This window comes from Streptococcus mitis (assembly GCF_946188615.1).
GTDB classification, from domain to species: domain Bacteria; phylum Bacillota; class Bacilli; order Lactobacillales; family Streptococcaceae; genus Streptococcus; species Streptococcus mitis_BZ.
Genome location: NZ_CAMHVK010000004.1, coordinates 135666 through 152347, shown reverse-complemented (window position 1 = coordinate 152347; position 16682 = coordinate 135666). Strand labels below are relative to the sequence as shown.

At 36.7% G+C, this 16682-nt stretch carries 14 protein-coding genes; 13 read left to right on the top strand and 1 reads right to left on the bottom strand.

What is annotated here, in order from left to right; genetic code table 11:
* Positions 1 to 27: 27 nt before the first annotated feature.
* A complete protein-coding gene (locus OCF95_RS05540; protein WP_261105042.1) occupies positions 28 to 1512 on the bottom strand; it encodes a DUF1846 domain-containing protein in 1485 nt (494 codons plus the stop codon).
* Between the two features lie 152 nt (positions 1513 to 1664).
* Between OCF95_RS05540 and OCF95_RS05535 the strand changes: the two genes are divergently transcribed.
* From OCF95_RS05535 to OCF95_RS05475, 13 genes are all read left to right on the top strand, one after another.
* Positions 1665 to 3272, top strand: coding sequence for a glycoside hydrolase family 13 protein (locus OCF95_RS05535; protein WP_261105041.1), 1608 nt, complete (start codon positions 1665 to 1667; stop codon positions 3270 to 3272).
* 195 nt (positions 3273 to 3467) lie between these two features.
* Positions 3468 to 5426, top strand: a complete 1959-nt coding sequence (locus OCF95_RS05530) for a peptide ABC transporter substrate-binding protein (RefSeq protein WP_261105040.1) — start codon at positions 3468 to 3470, stop codon at positions 5424 to 5426.
* Positions 5427 to 5615: 189 nt separating this feature from the next.
* Complete coding sequence (gene cpsA / locus OCF95_RS05525) at positions 5616 to 7061, top strand: LCP family glycopolymer transferase CpsA (RefSeq protein ID WP_261017772.1); 1446 nt, start codon at positions 5616 to 5618, stop codon at positions 7059 to 7061.
* A 6-nt stretch (positions 7062 to 7067) separates the two neighbouring features.
* Complete coding sequence (gene cps4B / locus OCF95_RS05520) at positions 7068 to 7799, top strand: capsular polysaccharide biosynthesis protein Cps4B (RefSeq protein ID WP_237447059.1); 732 nt, start codon at positions 7068 to 7070, stop codon at positions 7797 to 7799.
* An 8-nt stretch (positions 7800 to 7807) separates the two neighbouring features.
* On the top strand, positions 7808 to 8500 hold the full coding sequence (locus tag OCF95_RS05515; protein ID WP_203212666.1) for a CspC family polysaccharide chain length determinant protein: 693 nt from the start codon (positions 7808 to 7810) through the stop codon (positions 8498 to 8500).
* A 10-nt stretch (positions 8501 to 8510) separates the two neighbouring features.
* Positions 8511 to 9212: a tyrosine-protein kinase gene (locus tag OCF95_RS05510; RefSeq protein ID WP_203212667.1), complete on the top strand. Its 702-nt coding sequence runs from the start codon at positions 8511 to 8513 to the stop codon at positions 9210 to 9212.
* Positions 9213 to 9233: 21 nt separating this feature from the next.
* Positions 9234 to 10601 carry a sugar transferase gene (locus OCF95_RS05505; protein WP_237447058.1) on the top strand — a complete coding sequence of 456 codons (1368 nt, stop codon included), beginning with the start codon at positions 9234 to 9236 and terminating at the stop codon, positions 10599 to 10601.
* A 4-nt stretch (positions 10602 to 10605) separates the two neighbouring features.
* Entirely contained in the window at positions 10606 to 11391 is a 786-nt protein-coding gene (locus OCF95_RS05500) for a LicD family protein (RefSeq protein ID WP_203212695.1), read from the top strand.
* 46 nt (positions 11392 to 11437) lie between these two features.
* On the top strand, positions 11438 to 12133 hold the full coding sequence (locus tag OCF95_RS05495) for a WecB/TagA/CpsF family glycosyltransferase (protein ID WP_261105058.1): 696 nt from the start codon (positions 11438 to 11440) through the stop codon (positions 12131 to 12133).
* Entirely contained in the window at positions 12108 to 13193 is a 1086-nt protein-coding gene (locus tag OCF95_RS05490) for a glycosyltransferase family 4 protein (protein WP_125446899.1), read from the top strand. The genes OCF95_RS05495 and OCF95_RS05490 overlap by 26 nt, the downstream gene beginning before the upstream one ends.
* Positions 13190 to 14284, top strand: a complete 1095-nt coding sequence (gene wecB / locus OCF95_RS05485; protein WP_125446901.1) for a non-hydrolyzing UDP-N-acetylglucosamine 2-epimerase — start codon at positions 13190 to 13192, stop codon at positions 14282 to 14284. The genes OCF95_RS05490 and wecB overlap by 4 nt, the downstream gene beginning before the upstream one ends.
* Positions 14284 to 15249 carry a glycosyltransferase family 2 protein gene (locus tag OCF95_RS05480; RefSeq protein ID WP_237447056.1) on the top strand — a complete coding sequence of 322 codons (966 nt, stop codon included), beginning with the start codon at positions 14284 to 14286 and terminating at the stop codon, positions 15247 to 15249. The genes wecB and OCF95_RS05480 overlap by 1 nt, the downstream gene beginning before the upstream one ends.
* Positions 15250 to 15255: 6 nt before the next feature.
* Entirely contained in the window at positions 15256 to 16671 is a 1416-nt protein-coding gene (locus OCF95_RS05475; RefSeq protein WP_247933463.1) for a flippase, read from the top strand.
* Positions 16672 to 16682: the final 11 nt, after the last annotated feature.

Sequence of the window (16682 nt, the reverse complement as noted above, 5' to 3'; positions counted from 1 at the left end):
TCTCCGAGGGTGGAGAGGTTCAAAACTTTATTTACGATACAAGCGGTCGTATTGGTAGTAAGGATCAAAGGTTACGTTGATCCCTAGTTTACGAAGGACATTCTTGTCTTCATCGGTTAAGATGATGGTTGAGTGGGCTTCGCTTCCTTTGAGGTTGCCAAGTTCTTCCATAGCACGAGCAGCATCAGGATTTTCTGTAGCTGTGATAGCAAGTGCAATCAGGATTTCATTTGAATGAAGGCGTGGATTGCGGCTACCCAGATGATCGATTTTAAGACCTTGAATCGGTTTGACAACTTCAGGTTCGATTAGTTTTACTTCTTTAGCGATGTCAGCTGATTTCTTGATGGCGTTGATAAGAGCAGCGGCTGTAGGGCCAAAGAGCTCTGAGTTCTTACCTGTGACGATTTCCCCATTTGGCAATTCAAGGGATAGGGCTGGTCCGCCAGTTTCTTCAGCTTTTTGGCGTGCAGCAACAGCAACCTTACGGTCTGCTGGTGTGATACCGAGGTCATTCATAAGTAACTCAATTTTCTTGACAGCAGCTTCGCCAATTTTTTCGGCTTTAAAATCAAGGACCGTTTGATAGTAGCGGCGGATGATTTCTTGTTTAGAAGCTTCGATAGCAGCCTCATTATCTGTAATAGCGAAACCAACCATGTTGACCCCCATATCTGTCGGTGAAGAGTATGGAGATTCACCTAGAATGCGTTCTAACATGCGCTTGAGCACTGGGAAAATTTCGATATCACGGTTGTAGTTGACAGTGGTTTCTCCATAGGTTTGGAGATGGAAAGGGTCAATCATGTTGACATCATCAAGGTCAGCTGTAGCAGCCTCGTAGGCCAAATTGACTGGGTGATGAAGGGGAAGATTCCAAACTGGGAAGGTTTCAAATTTAGCGTAGCCAGACTTGATACCATTGATTTGGTCATGGTACATATTTGACATACAAGTTGCCAATTTTCCAGAACCAGGTCCAGGAGCAGTTACGACAATCAAGTTGCGACTAGTTTTGATGTAGTCATTTTTTCCCATTCCTTCTGGAGAAATGATGTGATCCATATCCGTTGGATATCCTTTGATTGGATAGTGAAGATAAGAATCAATTCCGTTTTTCTCAAGTTGGTTGCGGAAGGCATCTGCAGCTGGTTGGCCAGCGTACTGTGTGATGACAACGGAGCCAACAAAAATTCCCAGTTCATTGAATTTGTCAATCAAACGAAGAACTTCTTGGTCATAAGAAATGCCCAAGTCACCACGTGCTTTGGAATGTTCGATGTTGTTAGCATTAATGGCAATTACAACCTCGACTTGCTCTTTCAATTCTTGCAAGAGCTTGATTTTGTTGTCAGGCTCATAACCAGGAAGAACACGAGCAGCGTGAAAATCTTCTAACATTTTGCCACCAAACTCCAAGTAGAGCTTGCCGTCAAATTGGTTAATGCGCTCCAAAATGTGGTCGCGCTGTAGATTCAAATAGTGTTCAGAACTAAAAGCTTGTTTTTTCATTTTTTTACCTCTGACCTCTATTATAATAAAAAATTGGAAGTTAGGAAACTATGGAGTTAAAAAAGGAATTAAAAAGATTAGGCAAACGCTTGCACAAAACTCTAAAAAGCGCTATCATAGACTACAGATTATTAAAATAATGAGGTAAGAAGATGCAAGAAAAATGGTGGCACAATGCCGTAGTCTATCAAGTTTATCCTAAGAGCTTTATGGATAGCAACGGAGATGGAATTGGCGATTTGACAGGAATTACCGATAAGTTAGACTATCTAGCCAAGTTAGGAATTACAGCGATTTGGCTTTCTCCCGTTTATGATAGTCCGATGGATGATAATGGCTATGATATTGCTGATTATCAAGCGATTGCGGCTATTTTCGGGACCATGGAGGATATGGACCAACTGATCGCAGAAGCTAAGAAACGTGATATTCGTATCATCATGGACTTAGTGGTCAATCATACTTCAGATGAGCATGCTTGGTTTGTCGAGGCCTGTGAAAATCCTGATAGCCCTGAACGAGACTACTATATCTGGCGGGATGAACCCAACGATTTGGAGTCTATCTTTAGTGGGTCTGCTTGGGAGTACGATGAAAAGTCAGGTCAGTACTATCTCCACTTTTTCAGCAAGAAGCAACCTGATCTCAACTGGGAAAATGAAAAACTTCGTCAGAAAATTTATGAGATGATGAATTTCTGGATTGATAAAGGCATTGGTGGTTTCCGCATGGATGTCATTGACATGATTGGGAAAATTCCTGACGAGAAAGTAGTCAATAATGGTCCCATGCTCCATCCCTATCTCAAGGAGATGAATCAGGCGACCTTTGGAGATAAGAATCTCTTGACAGTAGGAGAGACTTGGGGAGCAACGCCAGAGATTGCCAAGCTCTATTCTGATCCAAAGGGGCAAGAATTGTCTATGGTCTTCCATTTTGAACATATTGGTCTTCAGTATCAGGAAGGTCAGCCTAAGTGGCACTATCAAAAAGAACTGAATATTGCTAAGTTAAAAGAGATTTTCAACAAATGGCAGACAGAATTAGGAGTTGAGGACGGCTGGAATTCGCTCTTCTGGAACAATCATGACCTCCCTCGTATTGTCTCAATCTGGGGAAATGACCAAGAATACCGTAAAAAATCTGCCAAAGCCTTTGCCATCTTACTTCATCTCATGAGAGGAACTCCTTATATCTACCAAGGTGAGGAGATTGGGATGACCAACTATCCGTTTGAAACGCTGGACCAAGTAGAAGATATTGAATCTCTGAACTATGCGCGTGAAGCTCTTGAAAAAGGTGTTCCGATGGAAGAAATCATGGACAGTATCCGTGTCATTGGACGTGATAATGCCCGTACCCCAATGCAATGGGACGAGAGCAAAAATGCTGGTTTCTCAACAGGTCAACCTTGGTTGGCAGTGAATCCAAACTATCCAACAATCAACGTTCAAGAAGCGCTGGCAAATCCAGAGTCTATTTTCTATACCTATCAGAAACTGGTTCAAATCCGTAAGGAGAATAGCTGGCTGATTCGAGCTGATTTTGAATTGCTTGATACGGCTGAAAAGGTATTTGCCTATATCCGTAAAGATGGGGACCGTCGTTTCCTAGTTGTGGCCAACTTATCCAATGAAGAGCAAGACTTGACCGTAGAAGGAAACGTCAAATCGGTCTTAATTGAAAACACCGTGGCTCAAGAAGTTTTTGAAAAACAAATCTTGGCTCCATGGGATGCTTTCTGTGTGGAATTACTATAAACATTTTTTACAGAAAAATCTAAAAATGAAATCGTATAAAAACAAGGGAGGACTGTATGAAAGACAGAAATCCTTTGTTTTTTTATGACTAAGATTTATAAACTTTCATTCTAGAAATTCAATTAACTTTACAAATTCCCACTATTTTGGTAAAATAAATCTATGTTACAAAAACTAACATAAAGGAGAAAGAAGATGACTACAAAAAAGCGTATCCTTAGTGCAGGCCTGACTTTTGCAGCTGCCTTGCTTTTAGCTGCTTGCGGACAATCAGGTTCAGATACAAAAACTTACTCATCAACTTTTAGTGGAAACCCAACTACTTTTAACTACCTATTAGACTACTACGCTGATAATACAGCCATCATTACCAACCTAGTTGATGGCTTGCTTGAAAATGACAATCACGGAAACCTAGTTCCATCTTTGGCAGAAGACTGGTCTGTTTCAAGCGACGGTCTGACTTATACCTACAAACTGAGAAAAGATGCCAAATGGTTCACGGCTGACGGTGAAGAGTACGCCCCAGTCAAGGCACAAGATTTTGTGACAGGTATCAAGTACGCAGTGGATAATAAATCCCAGGCTATTGACTTGATTCAAAACTCAATCAAGGGCTTGAATGATTATATTACAGGAGCGGATTCTGACTTTTCTAAGGTTGGGGTGAAGGCCATTGACGACCATACTGTTGAGTATACTTTGGCACGCCCAGAACCTTACTGGAACTCAAAAACAACCAACAGTATTCTTTTCCCAGTGAATGAAGAGTTTTTAAACTCAAAAGGGAAAGATTTTGGTACCCTATCTCCAGATAGCATTCTCTACAGCGGACCTTATTTGTTAAAAGATTTCACATCAAAATCATCGATCGAGTATGTGAAAAATCCGCATTACTATGATCATGACAAAGTATCGATTGAACACGTAAAATTGGCTTACTTTGATGGTTCAGACCAAGAATTGACCATCCGTAACTTTGAAAGTGGAGCTTATTCTATCGCTGGGTTTTATCCAAATAGTTCTAACTTTGCTAAGATCAAGGAGAAATATAAGGATAATATCGTCTATAGCTTGCAGGACAAGACTTCTTGGTATTTTAATTTCAACGTCAACCGTAAGGCTTACAACCATACGTCTAAAACGACAGATGAGCAGAAGAAGTCAACTGAGACAGCTGTCTTGAACAAAAACTTCCGCCAAGCGGTGAACTTTGCCTTGGACCGTACAGCCTATTCTGCTCAGTCAAATGGGGAAGAAGCAGCTAGCAAGACCCTTCGTAACACCCTAGTGCCTCCTACATTTGTCCAAGTTGGAGACAAGACCTTTGGAGAAGTAGTTGCTTCTAAATTGGTCAACTATGGCACAGAATGGTCAGATATTAACTTGGCAGATGCTCAGGATGCCTATTTCAACAAAGAAAAAGCCCAAGCAAAATTTGCGGAAGCTAAAAAAGAATTGGCAAGTCAAGGTGTGACTTTCCCAATTCACTTGGATGTTGCAGTTGATCAGACTAGTAAAAATGCTGTGACAGGCATGAACTCAGTTAAGCAAACCCTTGAGTCGGTTTTAGGTGCTGATAACATTGTCATTGATGTTCAGCAACTTTCAACAGATGATTTTAATAACGTAGCCTTCTTGGCGCCGACTCCAGCTGATCGAGACTACGATTTGAACTTTGATGGTTGGGTAGGTGACTACCAAGATCCATCAACTTATCTCAATCCTTTCAATGCAGAGGATGGGTTCTACCTCAAGATTTTTGGTCTAGATGCTCAAGAAGATAAAGCTAAGATTGCTAGCTTGGGGCTTGATACTTACACCAAGATGCTCAAAGATGCAGATAGTGAAAATAAAGATGTAGCCAAACGATATGAAAAATATGCTGAAGCACAGGCTTGGATGATTGACAATTCTCTGATTATGTCAGCTATGTCAAGTGGTGGAACAGCATCTGTAACCAAAGTAACGCCATTTACAAGAGGGTATTCACTGGTCGGCATCAAGGGTGATGGCAATAACTACAAGTACATGAAACTGCAAAAAGATACTGTGACAACCAAACAGTATGAAGAAGCTAAGGCCAAATGGGAGCAAGAAAGCAAAAAAGCAATCGAAAAAGCTCAAAAAGAAGCAGAAAATCATGTTAAATAGATGAACGAGGTTCCGTAAGGGACCTTGTTTTAATGTTTATATAGTAAATTTATTGATGTAATTGTTTGCAAATCAAAAAGAATGTTTCGGAAAGAAGATGAAAACGCCTTACCTAAGCGGATTTATCTCACAAGTGTATTTTTTTATGATATAATAAAATGAAATAAAAATTGATAATAGAGGTATATCGTGAGTAGATCTTCGAAGCGAGCTCGTCAGGGTAAAACAAAAATAGTGATTAGTTGGGGGTTGCTAGCTATCTATGCATTACTAGCAGTCTTTTTATTGTTTTTGATTTTCAAGTACAATATGCTAGCATTCCGATATCTCAATATAGTGGTTGCTGTCTTAATTGTAGCCTTAGCCATCTTGTGCTTCTTTTTAATTCGGTCCAAGAAAGTTCAAAATCTAACGCTGATTTTATTACTACTTGGTGTGTTAATTAACGGAACTTCTCTCCTTGCTGTAGGGCAGTTCATTGGATTTACCAGTCGTTTGAATGCAACATCGAATTACTCAAATTATTCGATGAGTATTGCAGTGTTAGCAGATAGTCCAATTGAGAATATCAGTCAGGTAACCAGTGTGATGGGACCTACTGGGACGGATAAGGATAATATCCAACAGTTGATGAATGATCTTAAGGCTAATCAAAATAAGGAATTGACAGTCGAAGAAAGTAGCTCCTATCTTGCGGCCTATAAGAGCTTGCTAGCCGGTGATACAAAGGCAATCATTCTAAACAGTGTCTTTGAAAATATTATCGAATCAGAATATCCTGACTATGCTTCAAAAATTAAGAAAATCTATACCAAAGAATTAACCAAGACGGTTGAAACTCCAAAAGATGTCAAAGGTAACAGTTTCAACGTTTATATCAGTGGAATTGATACTTACGGTCCAATCAGTTCAGTTTCTCGTTCGGACGTCAATATCATTATGACAGTGAATCGCGAAACTAAAAAGATTCTCTTGACAACGACACCTCGTGATTCCTATGTTCCAATTGCAGATGGTGGCGATAACCAAAAAGATAAGTTGACCCATGCGGGGATTTATGGGGTAGATGCTTCCATTCATACACTGGAAAATCTCTACGGTATTGACTTGAACTATTATGCTCGTTTGAATTTCACCTCTTTCTTGAAATTGATTGATTTACTTGGTGGAGTTGATGTCTATAATGACCAAGAATTTACAGCTCATACAAATGGGAAGTTCTATCCCGTAGGAAATGTTCATCTTGATTCGGAACAAGCTTTAGGATTTGTGCGTGAACGTTATTCTTTGGCAGACGGAGATCGAGATCGTGGTCGTAACCAGCAAAAGGTCATTGTCGCTATTTTGCAAAAGTTAACCTCTACAGAAGCTTTGAAAAATTATGACGGTATTATAAAAGGGTTGCAAGATTCAATTCAAACTAATATGCCACTTGAAACCATGATGAATTTGGTCAATGCCCAACTTGAAAGTGGTGGAACGTATAAGATTAATTCGCAAGATCTTAAAGGAACAGGACGCATGGATTTACCATCCTATGCCATGCCTGATAGTAACCTCTATATGATGGAGATAAGTGATAGCAGTTTGGAGTCAGTCAAGGCTGCAATCAATGATGTGATGGAAGGGAAATAAGACAAAATGATTGATATTCATTCGCATATTGTATTTGGTGTGGATGATGGTCCAAAATCCAAGCAAGAAAGCAAGGCTCTTCTGACGGAAGCCTATAGGCAAGGAGTGAGGACTATTGTATCGACATCGCATAGACGAAAAGGGATGTTTGAAACTCCTGAGGAGACAATAGCAACAAATTTCCAAGAAGTTAAGGAGCTAGCCAAGGAAGTGGCTCCAGACTTGACCATTCTCTATGGGGCAGAAATTTATTATACCCATGATGTGCTTGAGAAGTTAGAAAAACAGGTGATTCCAAGTCTTAATGGGACACGCTATGCTCTCATTGAGTTTAGTATGGCTACTTCTTATCGAGAAATCCATACTGCCTTGAGCAATGTTCTCATGCTTGGGATAACGCCTGTAGTTGCCCACATTGAACGTTATCATGAATTAGAAAATAACGAAAAACGGGTAAAAGAGTTGATTGATATGGGTTGCTACACTCAAATCAATAGCTCAAGTATTTTAAAACCAAAGTTATTTGGAGATAAATATAAATTTATGAAGAAACGAGCTCGCTATTTTCTAGAGCGTGACTTGGTACATTTTGTTGCTAGTGATATGCACAATTTAGACCAAAGACCACCTTACATGAAAGAAGCTTATGAGATCGTTTCAAAACAATACGGTGATAGAAAGGCGAGAGAATTATTTATCGAAAATCCTCGCATCATCTTAGCTGATCAAATTATTTAGGAGTTGACATGAAAGAAAATAAAGAAATCGCAATTGACATTGTCCAATTATTTAAAATCCTTTGGAAGAAGAAAATCGCTATCATCTTGACTGCGATTGTAGCAGCTGTCCTAGCTTTCGGTGTAAGCAGTTTTGTACTAACACCTGAGTACTCTAGTACAACACGTATTTATGTGGTTAATCGAAATCAATCAGAAAAAGCAGGTTTGACCAACCAGGATTTGCAGGCTGGTACTTACCTGGTAAAAGACTATAAGGAAATTATCCTTTCGCAAGATGTACTGGAGAAAGTCATTTCAAATCTTAAACTAGAGAAAACAGTTAAGGCATTAAGCAAGAAGATTCAGGTAACAGTGCCTGTAGATACTCGTATCGTGTCAATTGCTGTAAAAGATGCACAGCCAGAAGAAGCGAGCCGTATCGCCAATGCTCTTCGTGAGGTTGCATCGGAAAAAATCATTTCTGTAACTCGTGTATCTGATGTGACAACACTAGAGGAAGCGAGACCGGCACTAACTCCATCCTCACCTAATATTCGTCGAAATACTGCGCTTGCTTTCCTAGTAGGTGGTGCAGTAATGGTTGTTTCAGTCTTATTGTTTGAATTATTGGATGATCGTGTCAAGCGACCAGAAGATGTCGAAGAAGTCATGCATGTCGCACTTTTAGGAATTGTTCCAGATTTGGATAAGTTAAAGTAAGGGAGAAAATATGCCAACATTAGAAATCGCACAAAAGCGTTTAGATTTTGCTAAAAAAGCTGAAGAACACTATAATGCTTTGCGCACCAATATTCAATTGAGTGGTGATAATTTGAAAGTTCTTGCCATCTCATCTGTCAAACCTGGTGAAGGGAAATCTACAACTTCAACTAATATCGCCTGGGCTTTCGCACGTGCAGGCTATAAAACATTACTAGTAGATGCGGATATCCGTAATTCAGTTATGTCTGGTGTCTTCAAGTCAAGAGAAAAAATTACTGGATTGACTGACTTTTTGGCAGGGACTACTGATCTTTCAAATGGTCTCTGTGATACCAATATTGATAACCTATTTGTTATTCAGGCAGGACCGACATCACCTAATCCAACGGCCCTCCTGCAGAGTGAAAATTTCCATACCATGATTGATACCCTACGTAAGTATTTTGACTATGTCATTGTGGATACTGCACCGATTGGGATGGTTATTGACGCCGCTATCATTACACAAAAATGTGATGCTTCTATCTTGGTTACGGCAGCTGGAGAGACAAAACGACGTGATGTCTTAAAGGCGAAGGAACAGTTAGAACAAACAGGGACTCCTTTTTTAGGTGTAGTTCTAAATAAATTCAACACCGAAGTTGAAAAATACGGAGCTTATGGTGGTTATGGAGCTTATGGAGCTTATGGCAATTATGGGAAAAAGTAAAAAATAAACTAGGAAGTAGTTATGGAAGAGAAAGGGATAAAAATATCTCTGGCAGTAATCCAGAGTTTTATAGTAGTGTTACTGGGGTATTTTCTTAGTTTTGTTAAAGAGACAGATATTCTTTCAACAACAATGATTGTCCTATATATTCTCCACTACATAGTATTTTATTTTAGTGATTTCGGTCAAGATTTTTTTAAAAGAGGATATTTACGTGAGCTTGTTCGCTTGACAAAATATATCATTTTCTTTGCGTTGGCAATTAGTCTTTCCAATTTCTTTTTAGAAGAACGCTTTAGCATCTCTAGACGAGGCATGGTGTATTTCTTAACCTTACACTCGATTCTAATGTATCTAGTCAATATTTTTATCAAGTATTATTCGAAACGGATATTTCCTAATTTGAAATGGAGTAAAAAACTATTCTTGATTACAGCAACATCTAGAGTTGAGAAAGTGATGGATAAATTACTTGATGCTGGTGATTTCTTTGGAGAACTGGTGGCAGTTAGTGTATTAGATAAACCTAATTTCCAACATGATACTATTACAGTCGTACCAGTCGAAGATATTTTAAATTTTGCAACTCACGAAGTTGTGGACGAAGTGTTTATCAATCTTCCTAGTGAAGAATATGATATTGGTGAATTTATTTCTCGTTTTGAAACGATGGGAATTGATGTAACAGTTAATCTAAATGCTTTTGACCATAATCTAGGGCGTGACAAGAAAATCCGTGGGATGGCTGGTCTAAATGTCATTACCTTTTCGACGAAATTTTATAAAAATAGTCATGTCATTGCTAAGCGTGTCATAGATATTATTGGTTCTATTTTTGGTTTAATGATTTGTGGCTTAGTCAGTATAGTTCTAGTTCCAGCTATTAGAAAAGATGGTGGGCCTGCTATTTTTGCCCAGACACGTATAGGAAAAAACGGTCGACATTTTACTTTTTATAAATTTAGATCAATGTGTATTGATGCTGAGGATAAAAAGAGAGAATTGTTGGAGAAAAATACTATGCAGGGTGGTATGTTTAAGATGGATAATGATCCTCGCATCACAAACATTGGGCGCTTTATCCGTAAAACTAGCTTGGATGAACTCCCTCAATTTTGGAATGTTTTGAAAGGGGATATGAGTCTAGTTGGAACAAGACCGCCAACAGTTGATGAATATGAGACATACACACCTGAACAAAAACGTCGATTGAGTTTTAAACCAGGTATCACTGGACTTTGGCAAGTTAGTGGTAGAAGTGAGATTAAGAATTTTGATGAAGTTGTTAAATTAGATGTAGCTTATATAGACGATTGGACAATTTGGAAAGATATTGAAATTCTACTAAAAACAGTTAAAGTTGTATTTATGAGGGATGGAGCGAAGTAAAATTATGAATAAAGTGAGGGAAATTCAACTAGGAGAATTATCTTTATTGAAAAGTTATATTGCTATTTGTAGTAAACATGATTTAAGATATTATGCTTTGGGAGGAACATTGCTAGGAGCAATTCGTCATAAAGGATTTATTCCTTGGGATGATGATATGGATTTAGGGATGCCTCGAAAAGATTATGAAAAATTTATATCTATTTGTAAAAAGGAACTTCCAGAACATGTTATCTTGAGGCTTCACGATGATAATTTAGGTAATACCTCTATTATGGATACATCTTTACAAATTCCATTTGGAGATGAACTATGTAGTCCATTCATAGATATTTTCCCTCTGGATGGTTATCCAGATGATCGTTTTTATTATTTTATTCATACAAACAAAATTAAACTCTATCGAGCACTTTCTAAAATTTCTGTAATCGATCGTTTACATGACAGAGATCGGGGAAGTTTTGAAAATGCAATTGTGAGTATATCAAAAGTTTTGAAACTAAATAAACTTCTAAAAACAACCACTATTAACAACAAATTACAAAATCTAATTAAACAATATGATTTTGAAACTAGTTCAATAGTAGGTAATGTATTAGGTTCCTACAGAGAACGTGAACTTGCTAGAAAAGAAGTATTCGGTGAACCACAATTATTAGAGTTTGAGAACTTGGAAATCAGTTGCCATGCAAACCCAGATGAATATTTAACAAAAATATACGGTGATTACATGAAGTTACCCGAAGAAGCAGAACGTAAGGGTCATTTCGAGTCTACATGGGGAGATTAATTTGAATAGTTTTGATTTAATAGGGGTCAGGATTGACCCTTTAACAATGGATGAAACAGTACAGGCGGTTGAGAATTTTGTCATTGAACAACGCCCTCTTCATTTAATGGGCGTAAACGCTGATAAGATTAACCAATGTCAATCAGATGAAGTCATTAAAAAGATAGTTAATGATTCTGAAATCATCAATGCAGATGGTGCATCAGTCGTTCTAGCCTCTCGATTTTTGGGCTACCAAGTTCCAGAACGAGTTGCTGGAATTGATTTAATGCAAAGATTATTAAAATTAGCCGATGAGAAATCTTATTCAGTGTATTTCTTTGGTGCTAAAGAAGAAGTTTTGCAAGATATGTTACAAAATTTCAAAGAAGAGTATCCAAATCTACGAGTTGTTGGACATCGTAATGGTTATTTTTCTGAGGAAGATGAGCAAGATATTCAGGAAGATATTCGTGAAAAGAATCCCGACTTTGTATTTGTTGGAATTACTTCACCTAAAAAAGAATACATCATCCAAAAATTTATGGATAATGGAGTGAATTCTATTTTTATGGGTGTAGGTGGTAGCTTTGACGTACTGTCTGGTCACATTCAACGTGCTCCACTTTGGATGCAAAAATCAAACTTGGAGTGGTTATTCCGAGTTGCTAATGAACCAAAGCGTCTCTTTAAACGATACTTTGTAGGGAATGTTACCTTTATTAAGCGAGTTTTAGATGAGAAACGAAAAACGAAAAAATAATATTTTACATATTTCACGAACGATGGATATTGGTGGTGCTGAGAGAATCGTGTATCAGTTGAGTTCTGATTTGCAAGATGAATTTGATAGTGTACATGTTGCTTCTACAGGAGGCCTTTGGGAACCAAAATTAGATGCCCAAGGAATTATCCATCATAAAATTCACGATATAGACAGCAAAAATCCTCTTACTGTTTTGAAGTTGCTTCTTACTATTTATCAAATTATTAAGACAAATAAGATTACTCTGGTTCATACGCATCATCGTATGGCAGCTTTTTATATTCGTTTATTAAAACTGATAAATCCCAAGCTAGTCCATGTTTACACTGCTCATAATGTCTTTAAAGATAAGTTGCCTTTATATAGATTTTCACTGAAAAATGCCTATAGTATTGCAGTTGGTCAAGCAGTTAATAAAAATTTGAAAGATGATGTGGGAGTGACAGACAGCACTGTTATCTATAACGGAGTGATCTTGAAACAGTCAGATAGACAAGTTGATGAGATTATGAAGTTTGATGGAATCAAGCTAGGCTGTATTGCAAGATTATCTAAACAAAAAGGTTTGACTTATCTGCTTGATGCGATTTCTTTGATTTCAGATGAAAAACTTCGTTTATTTATCGTTGGGGATGGAGAGCTTAGAGCCGAACTAGAAAACAAGGTTAAAGAACTAAATCTGGAAGATAAAGTATCTTTTTTAGGATATCGCAAGGATATAGTAGAATGTATCAATAGTTTTGATTTTTGTGTTTTGCCTTCAGTATTTGAAGGATTTGGCCTAGTTGCCATTGAGGCATTTATGAATAGCAAAACCTTAGTTGCCACGGATATACCGGGATTAAACGAAGTTGTTACAAATGAAAATGGGATCTTGGTTCCTGCTAAAGATGCTAGGGCCTTAGCTTCTGCTATTGAGAGTCTGGCGACTGACTCAACTCTTAGAACTAGGTTAGCTCATCAAGCTAAAAAAGATTATGAAGAGAAGTTTAGTTATCCTTTATTTTTAGAGAATTATCGTAAATTTTATCAAAAACTAATGGGGGATTCGAAATGAAAAAAGTAATGTTAGTTTTTGGGACGCGTCCAGAAGCAATAAAAATGTGTCCCTTAGTGAATGAACTGAAGAAAAATGATTCAATCAAAACACTTGTATGTGTAACTGGTCAACATAAAGAAATGTTAGAGCAAGTTTTAGATGTCTTTAAAGTTGTTCCTGATTATGATTTAGGAATTATGAAGGCAAATCAAACACTATTTACAATCACGACAAGTATTTTAGATAAAATTCAAGCAGTTTTAGAGCAGGAAAAACCAGATATTGTTCTTGTTCATGGGGATACTACAACCACTTTTGCGACAGCTTTAGCTGCATTTTACATGGGAATTAAAGTTGGACATGTAGAGGCAGGATTGAGAACTTATAATCTTCAAAGCCCATTTCCTGAAGAATTTAATCGTCAGACCACTTCAATTATTGCAGATTTCAATTTTGCTCCCACAGAAGTGGCTAAAGAGAATCTTTTAAAAGAGGGAAGAGAAAATATTTATGTTACTGGAAATACTGTTATTGATGCCTTGAAGACAACCGTTCAAGATCATTATGACCATCCTATTTTAGAGTGGGCTAAGGATAGTAAACTCATCATGTTGACAGCTCATCGACGTGAAAATCTTGGTCAACCCATGGAAAATATGTTTAACGCAGTTAATCGTATCCTGAATGAATTTGAAGAAGTTAAAGTCGTATATCCTATTCATAAGAATCCTAAGGTTCGTGAGTTAGCAAGTAAGGTGTTTGGCGACAATGAACGTATGAAAATCATTGAACCTCTAGAAGTCATTGATTTCCATAATTTTATGAATCAAAGCTACATGATTTTAACAGATTCGGGTGGTGTACAAGAAGAAGCACCTTCTTTAGGTAAACCAGTATTGGTAATGCGTGATACAACAGAACGTCCAGAGGGGATTGCTGCAGGAACCTTGAAATTAGTAGGAACAGAAGAAGAAAATATTTATACTAATTTCAAACTGCTTTTAGAAGATGAAACAGAGTACAGCAAGATGAGTAAAGCAAGTAATCCATATGGAGATGGAAAAGCTTGTGAGCGTATTGTTGATATCATTTTGGAAGGATTATCATAATGGATCAGATTTCTATTGTTGTACCAGTGTACAATGTTGAGAACTATTTGAGTTATTGTGTAGAAAGTCTAAGACAACAAACATATAAAAATATTGAAATAATCTTAGTAGATGATGGTTCGACGGATAGTTCTGGAGAAATTTGTGACCAATATGCTCGAGAAGATGACAGAATAAAAGTTCTGCATATTGAAAATGGGGGATTGTCCAATGCCCGCAATACTGGGGTAAAAGAATCTTCAACAGATTGGATTGTTTTCATTGATTCAGACGATTATTATGACCATAGAGCCATTGAATATTTAGTAGAACTTAGAGATAAGTATAGAGTTGATCTTGTAGCAACTCCAGTGATTGAAGTTAGAAACTATGAAAATAGTGATTTCCTAGGAGATTTCAGAGAGAAATATTCTGGAAAATTAGATCGTAGAACAGCTTTAGAACAAATGTTTTATGGAAATTATGTTGGGACACATTCAGGTGGTAAACTATATAAGAAAGAAATTTTATTAAGGTTTCCATATCCTAATGGGATGTTGTATGAAGATTTAGCTCTTGCTTATGAGCATATTGCTTTCTGTGAAAATATTGCTGTTAGTGATCTAAATCTTTATAAATACTATCGAAGACCAGGAAGTATTGTAAATTCTAAGTATAGTGATCGTCTCTTAGATTTTTACAAGGCAATGGAATGGAATAGAAGTTATGTTGAACGAGACTATTCAGGTGATAGGGATATGAGAAGAGCCTTGAATGTTCGCTATGTTTTTAATGGTCTGCATATTGTACATGCTATGCTTAGTTCAGATATGTATGCTGAAGTTAATAAAATTAGAAAAGAATACATTCAATATTTCAAAGATGTTATTCCGAATTCAAATGTTACAAGGAAAAATAAATTGAAATATATATTGTTTCTCGTATCTGCAAAATTGTATAAAAAAGTCAGAGGGAAAATGGGTTAGATAGTCATGAAGGTTTTAAAAAACTATGCTTACAATCTCTCTTATCAATTACTAACCATTGTACTACCTTTCATAACAACACCGTATGTTACAAGGGTTTTCAGTTCAAATGATTTAGGAACTTTTGGCTATTTTAATTCGATTGTTGCTTACTTTATTTTTTTGGCAACATTAGGAGTAGCTAATTATGGGACAAAAGAGATTTCAGCTCATAGAAATAATATCCCTAATAATTTTTGGGGTATTTATACCTTGCAGTTTACTGCGACTTGTATATCGATATTTCTATATATTGGTCTGTGCTTTTCATTTTCATTTATGCAAAATCCAGTAGCATATATATTGGTATTATCTCTATTATCTAGGGGATTAGATATTACTTGGCTTTTTCAAGGACTAGAAGATTTTAGAAAGATAACTGTTAGAAATATCACTGTCAAACTCATAGGTGTTATTTCAATATTTTTGTTCATAAAGTCTCAGAATGATTTATATCTATATGTCTTTTTATTAACTATATTTGAATTTTTAGGACAATTAAGTATGTGGCTGCCAGCTCTAGAATTTATAGGTAAGCCACAATTTGACTTCAATTATGCCAAGAAACATCTTAAACCGGTGATATTACTGTTTTTACCTCAAATAGCGATATCTTTATATGTTACGTTAAATAGGACAATGCTTGGAGCTTTAGCATCAACAACAGATGTTGGAATTTATGATCAATCTTTAAAGTTGGTAAATATCCTACTTACTTTGGTAACTTCACTGGGTAGTGTTATGCTACCACGTGTTTCGAATCTTTTATCAACAGGGGATAAGAAGTCTGTGAATCGCATGAATCAATTATCTTTCTTGATATACAATCTTGTGATTTTTCCGACTATTGCAGGTATGTTAATTATCAATAATGACTTTGTGAAATTTTTCTTAGGAAATGACTTTCAAGAAGCAAGATATGCTATTGCAATCATGATTTTTAGGATGTTTTTTATTGGTTGGACGAACATTATGGGGATTCAAATTTTGATACCTCATAATAAGAACAAAGAATTTTTGATTTCAACAACGGTTCCAGCAATTATTAGTGTTGGTTTAAATTTACTTTTACTGCCTGAATTTGGATATATTGGGGCTGCGATTGTTTCTGTATTAACAGAAGTATTTGTATGGGTTATCCAATTGTATTTTACAAGAAAATATTTAAAAGATGTACCAATTTTTAAATCAACTATTAAAATATTTTCAGCATCAATTCTTATGTATGTTACCCTTTCATTTTTGAAGTCAATTTTGACTTTTACACCTATTGTTAATGTTGTTGTATGTGCTATTGTGGGGGCGATACTTTATGGTTTGCTAATTTTAATATTTAAAATAGTTGGCTTAAAGGAGATAAAAGAGCAGCTGTTAAATAATTAGTATGATGATAA